This is a genomic window from Leptospira fluminis (genome assembly GCF_004771275.1).
GTDB classification, from domain to species: domain Bacteria; phylum Spirochaetota; class Leptospiria; order Leptospirales; family Leptospiraceae; genus Leptospira_B; species Leptospira_B fluminis.
Genome location: NZ_RQEV01000009.1, coordinates 117,097 through 132,627, shown reverse-complemented (window position 1 = coordinate 132,627; position 15,531 = coordinate 117,097). Strand labels below are relative to the sequence as shown.

Annotated in this window: 15 protein-coding genes; 9 read left to right on the top strand and 6 right to left on the bottom strand. The window is 46.6% G+C overall.

Annotated elements, in window-relative coordinates; translation table 11 throughout:
• Window positions 1-83: 83 nt before the first annotated feature.
• The 3 genes from lfb1 to EHO61_RS08720 form a co-directional block, all read right to left on the bottom strand.
• Window positions 84-443, bottom strand: a complete 360-nt coding sequence (lfb1, locus tag EHO61_RS08730) for an LIC10280 family protein (RefSeq protein ID WP_135813235.1) — start codon at window positions 441-443, stop codon at window positions 84-86.
• Between the two features lie 214 nt (window positions 444-657).
• Window positions 658-1,671: a sterol desaturase family protein gene (locus tag EHO61_RS08725; RefSeq protein WP_135813234.1), complete on the bottom strand. Its 1,014-nt coding sequence runs from the start codon at window positions 1,669-1,671 to the stop codon at window positions 658-660.
• Window positions 1,672-1,743: 72 nt separating this feature from the next.
• Complete coding sequence (locus tag EHO61_RS08720) at window positions 1,744-3,510, bottom strand: C45 family autoproteolytic acyltransferase/hydrolase (protein ID WP_135813233.1); 1,767 nt, start codon at window positions 3,508-3,510, stop codon at window positions 1,744-1,746.
• A gap of 92 nt (window positions 3,511-3,602) precedes the next feature.
• Here EHO61_RS08720 and EHO61_RS08715 point away from each other — a divergent pair, with 92 nt between their 5' ends.
• Window positions 3,603-4,766, top strand: coding sequence for a helix-turn-helix domain-containing protein (locus EHO61_RS08715; RefSeq protein ID WP_246032055.1), 1,164 nt, complete (start codon window positions 3,603-3,605; stop codon window positions 4,764-4,766).
• 393 nt (window positions 4,767-5,159) lie between these two features.
• The gene (locus tag EHO61_RS08710) at window positions 5,160-7,205 is read left to right on the top strand and encodes a sensor histidine kinase (RefSeq protein ID WP_210415325.1); all 2,046 of its coding nucleotides are present in this window, start codon (window positions 5,160-5,162) and stop codon (window positions 7,203-7,205) included.
• Here the strand turns inward: EHO61_RS08710 and EHO61_RS08705 are convergent.
• Window positions 7,200-7,853: a response regulator transcription factor gene (locus EHO61_RS08705; RefSeq protein ID WP_135813231.1), complete on the bottom strand. Its 654-nt coding sequence runs from the start codon at window positions 7,851-7,853 to the stop codon at window positions 7,200-7,202. The genes EHO61_RS08710 and EHO61_RS08705 overlap by 6 nt on opposite strands.
• Window positions 7,854-7,938: 85 nt before the next feature.
• Window positions 7,939-8,934 (bottom strand): IPT/TIG domain-containing protein, encoded by a 996-nt coding sequence (locus EHO61_RS08700; RefSeq protein ID WP_135813230.1) that lies wholly within the window; start codon window positions 8,932-8,934, stop codon window positions 7,939-7,941.
• 228 nt (window positions 8,935-9,162) lie between these two features.
• Here EHO61_RS08700 and EHO61_RS08695 point away from each other — a divergent pair, with 228 nt between their 5' ends.
• Together EHO61_RS08695 and EHO61_RS08690 are read left to right on the top strand one after the other, a co-directional pair.
• Window positions 9,163-9,525, top strand: coding sequence for a YciI family protein (locus EHO61_RS08695; RefSeq protein WP_135813275.1), 363 nt, complete (start codon window positions 9,163-9,165; stop codon window positions 9,523-9,525).
• A gap of 42 nt (window positions 9,526-9,567) precedes the next feature.
• Window positions 9,568-10,839: an RNA polymerase sigma factor gene (locus EHO61_RS08690; protein WP_135813229.1), complete on the top strand. Its 1,272-nt coding sequence runs from the start codon at window positions 9,568-9,570 to the stop codon at window positions 10,837-10,839.
• Window positions 10,840-10,847: 8 nt separating this feature from the next.
• Here EHO61_RS08690 and fbp read toward each other — a convergent pair whose 3' ends face one another.
• Entirely contained in the window at window positions 10,848-11,852 is a 1,005-nt protein-coding gene (fbp, locus tag EHO61_RS08685) for a class 1 fructose-bisphosphatase (RefSeq protein WP_135813274.1), read from the bottom strand.
• Window positions 11,853-11,997: 145 nt separating this feature from the next.
• On the opposite strand from fbp, the gene EHO61_RS08680 reads away from it, so the two are divergent.
• From EHO61_RS08680 to dnaG, 5 genes are all read left to right on the top strand, one after another.
• Window positions 11,998-12,429 (top strand): hypothetical protein, encoded by a 432-nt coding sequence (locus tag EHO61_RS08680; protein WP_167884836.1) that lies wholly within the window; start codon window positions 11,998-12,000, stop codon window positions 12,427-12,429.
• A gap of 97 nt (window positions 12,430-12,526) precedes the next feature.
• Complete coding sequence (locus EHO61_RS08675) at window positions 12,527-12,742, top strand: hypothetical protein (protein WP_135813228.1); 216 nt, start codon at window positions 12,527-12,529, stop codon at window positions 12,740-12,742.
• A gap of 282 nt (window positions 12,743-13,024) precedes the next feature.
• Window positions 13,025-13,234, top strand: a complete 210-nt coding sequence (rpsU, locus tag EHO61_RS08670; RefSeq protein WP_008591132.1) for a 30S ribosomal protein S21 — start codon at window positions 13,025-13,027, stop codon at window positions 13,232-13,234.
• 39 nt (window positions 13,235-13,273) lie between these two features.
• Window positions 13,274-13,723, top strand: coding sequence for a GatB/YqeY domain-containing protein (locus EHO61_RS08665; RefSeq protein ID WP_135813227.1), 450 nt, complete (start codon window positions 13,274-13,276; stop codon window positions 13,721-13,723).
• Window positions 13,724-13,735: 12 nt separating this feature from the next.
• A complete protein-coding gene (gene dnaG, locus EHO61_RS08660) occupies window positions 13,736-15,523 on the top strand; it encodes a DNA primase (protein WP_135813226.1) in 1,788 nt (595 codons plus the stop codon).
• Window positions 15,524-15,531: the final 8 nt, after the last annotated feature.

Here is a 15,531-nt window from a genome sequence, read left to right as displayed (position 1 = left end):
CGATACGGATGGATTTCCTCCGGAGGGGAACGGCCGGCGAAAAGCAGGGGCAGAGGATTTGCCCTTGCTTTTCGTCGGTGGATTTAACGGGTTAGAATTTCGATCCCGTTTCCGTGATCCCAAAGACCTTCCAGAACTTTTCCTCCTTGTTTTACGGTATATACTTTCGGAGTATTATCTCCCCAATCCGCATTTACCGTGTCTCCATCCAACATTGCGGTTCCTTGGAAACGAATTCCCACCGACCAGATTACGTCATAACTGCCGATATCGTTTTTCTTAAAGGTCACCGTTCCTTTGTATTTGGTACCGTTCGGATTTATCCCTTGCGCTTTATACGTTCCGCTTAGATCAAGTGGAGCTTCCGCCACCGTAACACCGAAAGCCGAAACCAAAATTACGATTACAGCTAATGCTAGTATTCTTCTCGAAAGCCTTAACATACAACCCACCTCCTGCGGTATCCTTTGAATCTTAGACTTCTTTCTAGAATTCTCAACCCGGTTTTTTTCCGTGCACGAAAATATTACTATACATTATCATTTATATTACATATTTATTACAAATAAAAAGAAATAGCATATATCCGTTACGTAGTAGGAATTCGGAGAGAATGCCTCTTCACAAGGAAACGGTTGGCTGGAAACGGAAAGATCCTTACTCGGAAGGAGTTTCCACTCCGTTTGCAAGGGGTGGGCGAAAGGATTTTCTGAACTTGAAATAGATTTGTCGGAAGGGAACTAGATAGATGGAAGTCAGTTTGGAATAGTCTTCCGGATTAGAATTTTTTAAACCGAAATCGGTAGATTCGTTCTCCTTAGGATCCGGAATATGAAGGCTTCCCCAAATCAAATCCCAGATCGCGAAAGTGACTCCCAGATTCATGTTCTGTAAGTCCCTGTCTTTGCTGTGGTGTATCTGGTGCTGGGCCGGGCTGAGGATGATATGACTGAGCCATTTCGGAAAATGAAGAGAAACATGCGAATGCCTCAGGTTCGCATACAAATTGAAAACGAAAACTCCCGCGTTGACGCCCAAAAAAGAAGTCATCGTAATCCCTTGGGGATAGAGATAGGTTGCGATTCCGGTCACGAGTCCGGAACCGATCGCTCCGCAAGAATTCACCAAAATTCCTTCAATCGGATGTACTCTATAAACCGTCAGAGGATTAAGTACCTCCGCAGAATGGTGGAATTTATGAAACTCCCATAAATAGGAATTTTTGTGCATCGTCCAGTGTGCAAAAGATCTGCCGAAATCGTTCATCAGCCAGAACGCGACGGAATACATACCGATTCCCACCAAGCTAGGAGATTCTCCTAGTTGGAACGAGCCGAACGCAAAGACCAAACTTCGATTAAATATCGAGGCTACGGCAAAGGCGGAAACCACGAAATATCCGAAGGAGAGAGGGAAAAGAATCGTATTCAAAAAATAATATTTATAATCTACGAGCGCGGACTTATGAAACCAGACTTTACCGGAGAAGATGCCACCTAAATATTCCCGCACGGAGAATCCTTTCCGTCGAACGCTTCTCCAAAAGGCAAGGAAAAGCGTTATCAAAACGGAAGACGCAAGGTATGCCCAATAGATTTTGACCGAAGGCACGAACAGGATTCGGATCGGATTCAAAACGACGGAGAATAGATTCGAAAGATATAAGTCCATGGGGCTTTGCTTTTATTAAAGAAAGCCCCATTTCTAAGGTCAATCGGTTTTAAGAGTGGACCCGCTTATGGACTACAACTCGTTCGCATCCACCAGTAGGAAATTCGGGGAAACTTGTCTGAGTTTTTTTAGGGAATACGAGCCTTTGTCGGACTTAGCCTTCATTTTCCAGACAAGACAATCTAGAGAGTCCGGAGCGGTCCTGATTTCATCGTACAGTCTTGCGGAAAGCGCGTTTCTACCGAGTCCGGAATACGTCCTCGCCAACCAAAGTTGAGCCTGCTGTTTTCGGAAGGGAGAAGATTCCAGCCTTACAGTCTCTTCCAACAGATACGATCCTTTTTGAAATTCCCCTTTTTCAATGTGTAGGATACCGCGTAAGAAAAGAAGGGAAGGGTCCGAGTCGGATTCTTTGCCCGCTTCCTCCAGCCGGGTGAGCATATCCTCGATTCCCCCTAACTTCGGATCATCGTTGATGAGCATCGCTTCCTTATAATATTCTATCGCTTTTTTCTTTTCCTGCGATTTTATCTCCACGCTCTTTCCTTTTTTTGCCGAGGATGGATTGCCCTTGGATTTTTTCGGAAGGGACGGGAACGTATAGCCTGGAGCAGAATCCCAACGCATCGGAATTTCAAGATACGGGCCGCTTCCTGTCGGAGCGAGACCCACGGAAACGTAAAGTTTCTCCGCCTGGGGACTCATTACTACGGATTTGACCGAAGTAATTTGGCGTATCGTGGAACCCATGGTCCGGGATTCTCCGCTCGTAGGATCTACCGAATCGTTCAATAGGTTTTGAAGGTCTTTTACAGTGGTTCCCCTCGACTTTTGTTCCGCCAAAAGTTGGGTGGCCCTTTGGAATCTGCTTCGGGTATGGTGGCAAAAGGAAGGAGCGGCCAACAATTCTCCGTCCTGCAATTTCGGGCTGAAGTAGTGGTTCGTATTTACCATACAATCGGATTTTCTATCGGAGTAAGTGACTTCCACATTTCCGAAATTGGTCTCGATTACGGCCGCCTTGGATCCTTTTTCGTTGTGGTTCGTGAGAATTGCACCCCAAGTCGAATTGATTTTGTATCTCTTGGCTAGGGATACGGCTTCGTCGATGTTTCTAGACTCCGAGATCATTTTATGACCGAAATCGACCGCTCCTAAGCCGCTGAATCCCACCTTTTTGTGGAATCTGGTATGAAATGACAAAGTCAAGCCCGCTTCGTTGAATGCAGTGATTCCCGGAACGTCCGCACCTCTACAAGCTACGTACCCGTAACGAATTCCCGTGTCCGTCGGATTGCAAAATACGACGATGGGCCTTTTGTCCCAGACTTCCACGCCCGGAAAATCGAAATTCCGCGCGTGATACAGGTTCCTATCTTTGCTTTGGTTTCCCCAGACGGCGACACTCGTACAGGCTGGCACTAACTGCGGCCGTAAAAACGGCTCCAAACGGCGGAGCTCCGGCAACACGCGGAGCATCCCCATGAGTCCAACCGCGTTTTGAAACGCGTCCATCGTGAACATTTCCTTTTCGATACTCGACCGGATCCCCGCCGCCTTGAGAGCGGCCAGAGTTCTTTTAGAATATTCCGACCAACGATGGGAATTCATCTTTGCCTCGGCCAACTTCATACTGAGAGAAACGAATCCTTTGGAAAGAAAGTTACGATCCTTTCTGGGTAAACTTCCCAATAGAAGGTTTTGTGCCATCACCGGATAAAAATCGAAGATGGGTTCGTATTGCCCGATCTCGAGCATGATTTCTCCGAATTGCCTTCCCATCTCTTCTTGGGTTCCCTTTAGCTGGATCACTGCCAGCGGAATCGTTTTTGCTTCCATGGTGAAGGATTATACCCATATCCGAAAAGGTTTCGACCGGACCGATAGGTCCAACCGTTTCATCCGATCGGATGGGACTTTTGTTCGGAAAAATGGATAGAAAATGGTGTTTGCTCATCAGAGACTGTCCGTTCAGATTCATGGAACTCCTCCAAAGTTGTCTCAAATCCTTCGTATATTTCGGATCGGGCCTGTCGTTCCTATATTGTTTCCTGGAATTGACCAAGAAAAAGCGAGCCAATACGACCCTCATATTCGTAACATTCCTTACCGGCGCGACCCTCCTTCGATATGCGTGGTATTTCGATCGCGTTTATCTAATCTCGCCGTATCTTTTTCTTTTCTTATACACCGGAGTATCTTCCGTAGGCCCCGTTCTCTGGAGTTACGTGAATTCCCGTTTGTTAGAAGAATGGGAGGAGGGTGTGGATCTTTCCTTTTCGATTCGGAAACAATGGCCCCACTTGGTTCCGGCGATACTTTTCGCATTTTCCGAAATTCTATTTTTTACCCAGGATTCAGGCAAACTCCGCGAACTGATGTCCAGTAGCCAGAAAGAATTTTCCTTGGACTGGATTCACGTAGCCGCTTTTCTCGCTTCCATTCAGGTTTCCTCATACGCGATCGCCTGCTTGCGGATTTACCATAAAGTGAGTAGAAAATACGAGATCTACGAATTGAAACTGGTATGGGCGGTATTGCTTTTACCGGTGATTGCTAATTCCTTTATCGGCGCCGCTTTTTTTTTGAAGAATATGTTTCTATTCGAATTCGGCGCCAGTTGCGTAAGTATGATTTTGGTCCTGATGTTCGTATTGAGGGAAAGAAATCCGGATTTTTTCGACGAAATGAGGACGGTGATCCGCAATTCCAAATACCAGAACACCGCTTTGCTTCCGCAGGAGATCAAACAAGCGGACGAAAAGTTGCGCCGTATCATGGAAGAGGAATTCGTTTATCGCGACAGCGAACTTAGACTAGGGGACTTAGCCGCAGGATTAGGATTGAGCCTTCATCAGACCTCTAGGTATTTGAACGAGATACAAAAGATGACCTTTTACGAACTTATCAATCGGTACCGGGTAAAAGAAGCCTGCCAACTTCTACTCTCCCACGCGGATAAATCCGTATTGGAGGTGGGCTTCGAAGTCGGATTCAATTCCAAATCCGCCTTCAATTCCCAATTTGTCCGGGCCATGGGAGTGTCACCCGGAATATACAGAAAAAACAAATCTATTGGTCCGCAAAAATCCTGACCGATTCTACTTTTGAGAAATAAGTTTTTCCTTTACCTAAGTCTTGTGCAATTCGAATTTACCTCTATGCAAACCGGATCGAAGAAATCGCTTCTTATTCTGTTTGCGCTCGCCTTGCTTCTAACCTGCTGTAGGCGGGAAGACACAGATGTCTCTTATCAACCAAACCGGTCCGGCGTCCTTGATCTATCCGACCGTGAGATCTTCATCGGATCTAAAACGGTTCCTCTGGACGGAGAATGGAATTTTTATTGGAGCCGCCTCATTCCCGTTATTGGGGACGGATCAAATCCATCCTGGAAAGGGGGAGAGAAGGTTCGTGTCCCGGAAGTTTGGAATAACTTATTCTTCCAAGGGAAAAGACTGGACGGAATCGGGTTCGCATCCTATCGATTGAAACTTTTTCTACCTCCGGATTCCCAACCGTACGCGATTTCCATCCCGGATCTAGGCACATCCTATGAATTCTATGCGAACGGCTCTCTTATTGCGAGCGCAGGAAAGGTAGGCAAGGATCCGGAAACCTCGATGGCCGGTTACAAGCCTCAGATCGCGGTTCTTCCCGGCAAGGATCTGGACTTGGTCCTGCATATTTCGAATTTTCAAAATCGTTGGGGAGGATTTTGGAGTTCGGTCCGTGTAGGACATTGGTCCGACGTGTTAAACGAACGAGAAAGAAATCTTACCGTGGATATTTGTCTGGCTATGGTCGCCGCGAGCATGTCGGTCTATAACCTTTTTCTTTATTTCTTCAGGAGGAAGGAGCCAGCTCCTCTGCTTTTTTCACTGCATTGTTTTCTGATTCTTTGTAGGATTCTGACCACCGGAGAGAGGTTAGGGTACCGAATCTTGGGTGATTCTCTCTGGGAATACTCGAATAAGCTGGAATATTTTTCGGTATACGCATCCGCTCCTACGCTTTACGCTTTCTTTAATCGATATTGTCCCACAGCGTTCTGGAGAAGATTCGGTTTATGGATGACTTTTCCGTATTATATAGTGAGTGCGTTAGTCCTTTTTTTTCCGAACCGGTATTACACTCTGACTCTTTTTCCCACTTCGATGTACGCTCTCTTCGTCACCATGCCGACTTGGGCGTTTCTGTTAAGCCAGGGGATTAAGCGAAACCTTGAAGGTGCCGCCATCCTCATGCTGGGATACGTGGTCATTACGCTATGTACGATAGGCGATATTTTATACAGTATGGGACTCGTTCGGATCCACTATCTGATTCCGTACGGTCAGATTTTTTTGATCGTCTGCTATTCCCTTCTGATCTCCAAGATTTTTTCCGTGTCTTTTCGAAAATCGACGGAACTTTCCTCCAAAATGAAATCCTTGGTCTCCTATACTAGGGAAATCATGCTCTCCTCGTCGTACAAACATTCCGCTCATTCCGTATTAAACATACTTTCCGAAGCCGATCGAAAAAGAAGCAGGGAAAAAATACACGTCTATCTGGAAGATTCAAAATTCTCCTCCTGGAGAAAATACTCGACGGACGGGGAGCAGGTATCCGAAGACTTGATGTCCGATCAGGAAATGGAGAAATACCTAGGAGGCAATCCTTTCGCGCTAGAAAAGACGCTTATAAAAGAAGGAAGATTCATCGTTCCTGTCCAGCATGCAATTTCTACGCGCCTGCTTCTAGACATTCCCCTAGATAAGGAATCGCTGCAGGACTCCAGCCTGGACTGGATCCAAGGGATCGCCGATGCCTTCGCATTTTCCATCCAAAATATCAATCGGCAGGACCGGGATAAATTGGCAATCATCGGAGAATTATCCGCGGAGATCGTGCACGATATAGGACACCATATCATGATCTTGCGTCAACACTTGCGGAACCTAGGGGGGAACGAAGAAAAAAAGAAGCAATCTGCGATTCGGCAGGCGGAAAAGGAAACGGACGCGCTCTCCAACTTATCTTTAGACATTCTGGACGTATCGAAAAACAGGATTATTCTGGATCTGCAGAGCGTTAAAATCGGAGATTATTTCCGCGAGATACGGGACGACCTTCGCCATTTCTTTTTGTCCTTGGAAAAAGAGATGAAATTAACATGTACGATTAAGGCACATGGAAAATTCAAATTGGATCCTTTTCGAATCCGGAGGCTCATATTCAATTTAGCTAAGAACGCAGCGGAAGCTACGCCGCAAAAAGGGCTTTTCAGCATTCGTGTGGAAAAGGAGTCGAACATTTTATATCTGATCTTCGAGGATAACGGTTCCGGCTTTAATTCCGATTTAAAGGAAAGATTGTACGAACCGGTGGGTATTCTAAGTAGCTCCAAACCTTATGGAGCCGGCCTGGGACTTTCGATTATCGGAAAAATCGTATCGGCTCATGGAGGGGAAATTCTGATCGATTCGGGTAAGGGAAGGGGTTCCAGGTTTACGATTTTATTGCCCGAATCCGGGATTTTGCGGTCATAAAAAATCGGGCGATTTCAACTGAAAGAGGATCCTGCTCAATTCTACCATATTATTAATTTCTAATTTTTTAAAAATCGAAGTGCGATGGGATTCCACCGTACGCACGCTCAAATTCAACTCTTCCGCGATTTCACGATTGAGTTTCCCTTTGGACAGAAATTTCAAAATCTCGGTCTCCCTTTGCGTCAATCTCCGAATGATCTCCGCCGCCTCCCGCAATTGTTCCGTGTCGTATCTAAAACTCGTGATCTCTCCGGGAAACACCTTGCCGCCTTTCAGGATTTGACGCAGGGATGACAGAATGGATTCGATCGGTTCGCTTTTTAATATATATCCGTCCGCCCCCGCTGCGATCGCATTCTGGAGATAAGACCAATCTCTGTGCATGGTTAAAAAAACCACCTTAAGATCCGGGAATTTGCGTTTTACGGAGTCTACTTCCTGGATTCCGTTTTCACGCTCGAGGGACACGTCGCAGATCAGTAGATCCGCTCTGGAAAATCCCATAAGTCGGATCCCGTCCTGTATGGAGGAAGCGGTTCCGCAAACTTCGTAACCGTCCAGAGATTCGATTTCCGACTGTAGGCCGGAACGTATGAGAGGATGATCGTCAATAATGAAGATTTTCTTCGAAGCCCGGAGACTCATTGGTTTTTCTTTTAACAAATCTGAATTTTGGGATCAATCCGGAAATGTCCTTTCTATAGAGGCTTCCGGAAATTTCCGTACTCCCCTAATTGGCTTGAAAAATGGACTCGCCTTCGTTCTGGGATCCGTATCCGGGAGTGGTACAGGTGGTTTGGGCATAAGACCCGGTAAATCCGAAACCGCTAATGACATAATAATTCCGAGTATTTATCCCTCCGGTTGTGGGGTAGGTACATCTTCCGGTTCGATTCGGAAGGTTAGAGGCGTTCACTGTGGTACAACTGTCGGGCACATCGGCTACGGAACCGCTACCCATAAAATCGTAGCAAAGACTTTGGGAATTGATTTCATTGAACGTGGAAGCCGGGACGATTGATCCGTTCGCGATGTTCGTACTGAAATTCGTTCCCAAACCCCCGGCGTACTTCACCTGAAAGATATAATTGCCGGTACTGCTTAGAGTCACTTTTTTAAACTGAGCCGCACTAGTATTGGATTCCACGATCGTCGTGGGTCCGGATGTCGGAGAGGTAAAATAATAGAAATTTAAACTAGTGGCCGAATAGCCGAAAGTGTTGAACAAGTGGTCTCCGGTCACTGAAGTGTTGAAGGAGAAAAAACTGCTCGGATCTTGGGGAGAAATCGGGCGAATGAGTCCGTTCGGTTGTCCTATCGTAATCGCGACAAGAGGTCGATAACGGGCTGTTTTGGAAATGAATGCGGCTCCTTTTTGGGTTACTACGATGGGTAACGTGGTATTTTCGGAAATTCCGGAAATGGTGGGCATGATAAATTGAAGTCCGGTGGACCCGACCAATGTGATTCCGGTCGCCTGCACCGACCCGATGGTTACGGTATAATCGGATGCGACCCCGGAGAAAGTATAACCGGTGATCGTATTTTGGGAACCTGGAAAGCCCAAATCGAAGACGAAATCCGCTATTTGGGAATTCAAAAGCAAAAAGGCTAATAACGTTTGGTTATCGTTCCCTCCATTCCCATGACGACATTTTATACCGCCGGTCATGGCGATCGCGAGCAAACTTAAAATCGCTTTCCAGTATTTCCAATTTATCGACATTTGAGTCCGACCTTGTTGTCCGTTAATAATAAGGATTATGTTCTTTTTTGAACCATTTCGCTATCCGTACAAGTACGGATCTTCGGGGGAAAACCGTCGGATTTTCAGGAGAAAATTCTGATAGAAATGGGAAAAAAATCCTACGAATGTCGAAATTTCACCGGGTGGAACGACGGTAAGGAGAGCGAAAGAATTTCGCCCCAAAACCACACGATAGGGAGTATGAAAATGAAGTACCAACTTCTAATTTATATAGATGAAAAGCTCGAGGCGTCCAGATCCAAACAGGAGCTGGAGCAAAGGTCCGAGGACTACACGGTCTATACCCAGGAACTTTTAAAGTCCGGAAAAATGGTCGGAGGAGACCGACTTCATCCTACCTCGTCCGCCGCAACGGTAAAACTCCGGGAAGGAAAAAGGATCACAACCCACGGACCTTTTGCCGAGACAAAGGAACAACTCGGAGGTTACTATCTAGTGGATTGTTCCAATCTGGACGAGGCATTAGACTGGGCTGCAAAGTGCCCGGGAGCCAAGCACGGAACCATGGAAGTTCGACCGGTTTACGATCTGGGACCGAAACCGAATTGATTTCCGACTTCTCACAAATAAGATAAAGGAAGGAGACGAACGATGGAATCTTCGGAAAAGACGATTTCCCAAACCATCGAACGGATCCATAAAAGCGAATACGGTCAGATCCTAGCTTCCCTCGTAAACACGTTCGGAGACTGGGATTTGGCCGAGGAAGCGCTTCAGGAATCCTTCTTGGCGGCCATCCAACAATGGGAACAACAAGGTGTTCCGAAGCGACCGGGGGCTTGGCTCCTAGTCGTTGCCCGGAGGAAAGCCTTGGATAGAATCCGTAAAAACAAACCGATCAGTTTAGATTCGGGAAATTTGGAGAATCGATCCCTTTCTTCCGAAAGAGAAATCCAGGAGGAGAATGAGGAGATTGCGGATGAGAGACTAAAACTGATTTTTACCTGCTGTCACCCCGCCTTACCTATGGAGCATAGGATCGCTCTCACCTTACGTACCTTAGGCGGTCTGACCACGCAGGAAATCGCTTCCGCCTTTCTACTTCCCGTTCCGACCTTGGCCCAGAGATTGGTCCGAGCAAAGAAAAAAATCAAGGAATCGGGAATTCCTTTTTATATTCCACCCATCCATTTGCTACCGGAACGAATCGAATCCGTATTGGCGGTAATCTACCTGATTTTTACGGAAGGATACGCGTCCACAAGCGGTGACATGTTGATCCGGAAGGAACTGTGCGACGAAGCGATCCGACTCTGTAGAATGTTAGAAATCCTGATTCGAAAAAATCTGCTTTCCTCGGATATTCCTGATGAGGAATTGAGCGAGGTTTGGGGGCTTCTCGCCTTGATGCTGCTGAACCATTCCAGAAGAGATTCGCGAATCGATTCTTTCGGAAGGATCGTATTATTGGAGGAACAGGATCGGACGTTATGGAATCGGGAGGAAATCCAGGAAGGTTTGGCCTTATTGCAAAAGGCGATTTCCGTCGGTACCGTCGGTTCCTACCTGGTGCAAGCCGCGATCAGCGCGGAGCACGCGATCTCCTCCCATTCCGCACTGACCGATTGGAAAAAAATTTCGGAATGGTACGAGCTACTTCTAAAAATGGAGGACAACCCCGTGGTGCGGCTCAACCACGCGGTCGCGGTATCCATTGCGGAAGGCCCGGAAAGAGGTCTCCTTTTATTGGGCGCTCTCAGAAAAGATCTCTCTTCTTACGCGCCGTACTATCTGGCCGTAGCGGACGTTCAGAAAAAATTGGGATCGTCGGAATCCGCAAAGGAATCCTACGCGCAGGCGTTGGCTTTTACAAACAACGAAGTGGAAAAGGAATTCATCCGATCCAAATTCCGCGAAACCTAACCAACCGATTATTTTCTGACGAAGGTCAGGAAGTGTTCCACTTCCTTTTTGGACCCTACGATAAACGTCGTCCTTTCATGGAGTTCGGAAGGTTGTAGGTCCAGGATTCTCTGGCCGTCTACGGTTACAGCCATACCGCCGGCCTGTTCCGCAATCAAAGCCATGGGCGCGACTTCGTACAAAAGTCTCAATTTTCCTTTGGGATATTTGGAAGATTTCGTGTCGTTCGGGTATAGGAAAATCCCGCCTTTCAACAAATTCCGATGGAAATCCGCGACGAGAGAGCCGATATAACGTGCCGATTGGGGCTTTCTCCCGCCTTCTATGGATTTGATGTCTCTGATATAATTTTTCACTTCATCGGACCAGTAATTGTAATTACCCTCGTTGATGGAATAGATCCCTCCCGATTCCGGCATTTTCATTTCCGGATGAGAAAGGATGAATTCTCCGCAGGAAGGATCCAAGGTAAAACCGGAGACTCCTTTTCCGACCCCGACAGAAAGAACCAGCATGGTAGAAGAACCATAGACGATATAGCCTGCGGCTCTTTGCTTGGCTCCTTTTTGGAGAAGGTCTTCTTTCGTACCCGGCGTTCCTTGGGGAGAACTCCTAAGGTGAACCGAAAAAATGGTTCCGATAGAAACGTTCGCGTCTATGTTGGAGGAGCCGTCTAAAGGATCGATTGCGATCGTGTATTTTCCGATCTTATAGCCGGTAGGAACGGGGACGATCTCCTCTTGCTCTTCGCTTCCCATAACGCACAAATGTCCGCAGCGAGTCAACGTGTGCGTAAAAATCCGATCCGCATATTCGTCCAGTTTCATGACCGTTTCTCCCTGGACGTTCGTCTGATCGGTGGAACCTAGAATATTGTCCAGAAGACCGGCTTTTCTGACTTCTCGGGAAACGATCTTGGCTGCATAGACCAAATGACTCATCAATGCCGTAAAATCCCCCGTCGCTTGAGGAAGTTTCAATTGCTCCTCGATCAAATACTGAGATAAGCTCATTAGTTGGGTGGGGTGGGCGCTAGTCACTGGATTCTCCTCATCGATGCAAAGATCTATAACCCGGTTATGAAATTGCGGCCCGCCAGGAAGACAAGTCGGAAAAAAGCTGAAAATCCTGCCTGCCAAGTCGATATTTACATTAGCCGTGGATTTTCCTCCTACCGATAAAAATCAAATTCCGGACGTATTCGAAGAGTTTACAAACCAATTCCTGAGGGACGTTAAGAATTCCCTGAGCACACAGATGGTGTTGACTCATTTCTACTTTCAGGACCTTTCCCAGTATTTCCGTCTACTCGGAGAGCAAAAATCCGGGGAAATCATAGAAGAGCTAAAATCCGTAATCCAAGCCCATTTACGCCCTTACGACAAATTGTACGTATTGAATCCGAGATCTGTCCTTACTTTTTGCCCGGATTGCAAGTTGGAAATCGTAAAAAGCAGGTTCGACGAAGTGATTTTTCAGGTGAACCATTTGATCATCGATTACGAAATTCGCTTTCTGGAGATCACCGAACCTGTGGATTCCTTCCGTCCTGTATATGAAAAGTTGCTACAGCCTTTAGCGGGGCATTAAAAAACGATTTTCCGAAAAATTCCTTTTTTGCGTTAAAAAATCTGTCTCTTGCGATCCGTACATTGTACCGTAAATCAAAAGGTGAGGCTATAAACGGATGGAAGAGACGGCAAAGAAATTTAGATCCACACTGGAACGTTATATCAATTACCGTGGAATCGACATCATCCTCACTCTAAAGGATGGTACGGTAATCGAATTGGACAAAAACCGTAGGCTTGACGGGGAATTCGTCATCAAGAACGGCCAATTTGGAATCGAGGCGACCATCGAACTTCGCGAAATTCAGAAAGCGGAGTTTTTTGCCGCTTAAACGCTTGTCTAGGTTTCCTCTTCCAGCGGAAACAAACGATTTTTGCCAGGATCGGCGTAAAAACGATTCGATTTGACCAAGGATGGCAAAATCCACTATTTTTGTTCAAGGAAAGTAGTTTATTTCCATTGACAAGAAAACATCCGGTAAGAAAGTAGTAAATCAGGGCTTCTCGCCCTAATTTCCGGACCCAAAGTTTGATCTCTGGGATCGTTTTTCCTGCCGTACGGCCGAAATCCGCATTTCCGGTATTAAAAATCCGAACAGGAGGAATTCCACCGAATGGTAGGAATCATCGTAAAGGAAGGAGAATCCATCGAATCCGCGTTAAAGCGATTCAAAAGAGATTGCGCGAACGCAGGAATCATGAGCGAAATCAAACGTCGTGAATTCTACGAAAAACCGAGCATCAAGAAAAAGAAAGCACTCGAGTCCGCTAAACGCAAATTAGAAAAGAAAAAACGTCTTTTTTCTCGCAAGGACCGCGGTTAATCCGCTTCCTGCGCTTCCGGACCTAAAAAGGGGAGAGGGATGTCCCTACAAGCTAAGATCAATGAAGACCTGAAAGAGGCGATTAAGACAAAACAAGAGCCTCTGTTGTCCACGTTACGGCTGTTAAAAGCGGACATCCAGTATGAGCTTACGAAAACGGGAGCTCAGCAGCTAATAGACGAGCAAATCATTACTTTGATCAAGCGCGGTTATGTAAAGAGAACCGATGCGATTCAAATGTATGAAAAGGCGAATCGCACCGATTTGGCGGATAAAGAGAAGGCGGAAGCGGAAGTCTTAAAGTCCTATCTTCCTCCGGAAGTTAGCGAAGAGCAGATTTTAACCGCTCTGGAAAAAATTATCGCGGAAGTAAAACCTGCCGGGCCGAAGGATATCGGCAAGGTCATGGGGAGAGTCATGGCCGAATTTAAAGGGTTGAACATAGACGGGTCCAAGGTATCTGCGATTGTAAAATCCAAACTCTCCTAAACGGACAGTCCATTGCAATTCCAAAGGGAGTTTATCGACCGAGTACGCAGGGAAGTTCCCATCGAAAGCTATATAAGTAGGTTTGTACCTCTTCAAAAAAGGGGAAAAAACATGGTGGGACTCTGTCCGTTTCACCAGGAAAAATCCCCATCCTTTAACGTATCTTTAGACAAGCAATTCTACCATTGCTTCGGATGTAAGGCTTCCGGTGATATTTTCCAGTTCGTGATGAGCTACGAGCGGGTGGATTTTCAGAGGGCAAAGGAAATTCTTTCCGAATATTCCGGAATTCCCATCCAGGAGAAAGGACGAGAAGAGCAGGAAAGAACCGAGCTTTTGTACAAGGTAAATCGAAAAGCGCTGCAATTTTACTTGGATATGATGCGTTCTCCGCAGGGAATTCCCGCTCGGGAATATCTCGGTTCCCGCGGATTAGGAGAAGAACTCCAAAAAAGCTTTCAGCTAGGTTTCGCGCCTGCCGGTTTCCAGAATTTGATTCCGAAAGTCTTCTCCAGCAAGGAAGAGATCAAGGCTGCGATCGAAGTGGGATTAGTTCGGGAATCCGAGAAAGGTAGGGAACCTTACGATTTTTTCCGGGAACGGATTATGTTTCCCGTCTTGGATTTGTCCGGAAGGGTCATCGCTTTTTCCGGTCGAATCCTTGGCCCGGGAAAGGAAGCGAAATATGTGAACAGCCCGGCTTCCTCCATTTTCGATAAGGGACGGACGTTTTACCATCTGTACCAGGCAAAGGAAAGCATCCAAAAATCCAGGACTGCGGTGCTGGTGGAAGGATATTTGGATGTGATCGGATTGGTTTCTAAAGGAATCGATAACGTGGTCGCCAGTATGGGAACCGCGGTTACCGAAAACCATATCAGAAACATGAAAAAATTTGCGGATCGTTTCCTTTTGCTTTTGGACGGGGACTCCGCCGGAAGAAAGGGGGCACTTCACGGAGCCGAACTCTGTCTAAAAGAAGGCTTGGAATGTTCCGTCGTCATGCTTCCCGAAGGCAAGGATCCTTTCGATCTTTCCAAAACATTAGGGCGCCAGGAATTACAGAAATTATTGGAATCCGCCGTTCCGGCCTCTTCTTTCGTAGTGGATGAATTGCTGGAAAAAACGGATTCTCGGGCTCTTCCGGAGAAAAAGCGAAAAGCCCTGGATAACTTATACCAATTTTTGCGCGGTTTCAATCGGGATTCCGATCGGGAATTTTTCCTGGGCTTAGGTGCGAGACAGTTGGGCATCAGTATGGATGCGGTTTTGCGAGATTATAAAGGAGGCGGAGCCAAGTTCCCGCCCGCCGGGTCCGATAATAAAGTGAAACCCGGAGGAAGGAAAAGCGGTCCGACCGCTGCGGAAACGTGTGAGAGAAAGTTGATCGCGCTATTAATCAGAATGAACCCGCTTTTCTCCTTTTCCGAAGAGATTTCCTCCATGGAATTTTTGGATCCCAAAAGTGCGTTCCTTTGGGATTTTTTATACACTAGATACGTAAGCGAGGAGGAAATCTCTCCCGCATCCGTTCTGTCTTCCGAGATTCCCGGCGAATTTAAGGAAGCGATCGCGCCGTTTCTTTTGGAAGATTCCGAAATGAGTCGAGAGGACGCGGCAAAGGTTTTCGGCTTATTGACGAAGCAGCAAAAGATATTCGTGAACGACGAAAGAATGAAGGAACTCGATCGGGACTCCACTTTGGACCAGTTGGAGAAACTTACGAGATTGGCATATTACAGGACCGAGAAAGAAAAACTTTTAGCGCACATTCGCGACGCAGGCTCGGCGCTAGGATAGAGGAAATC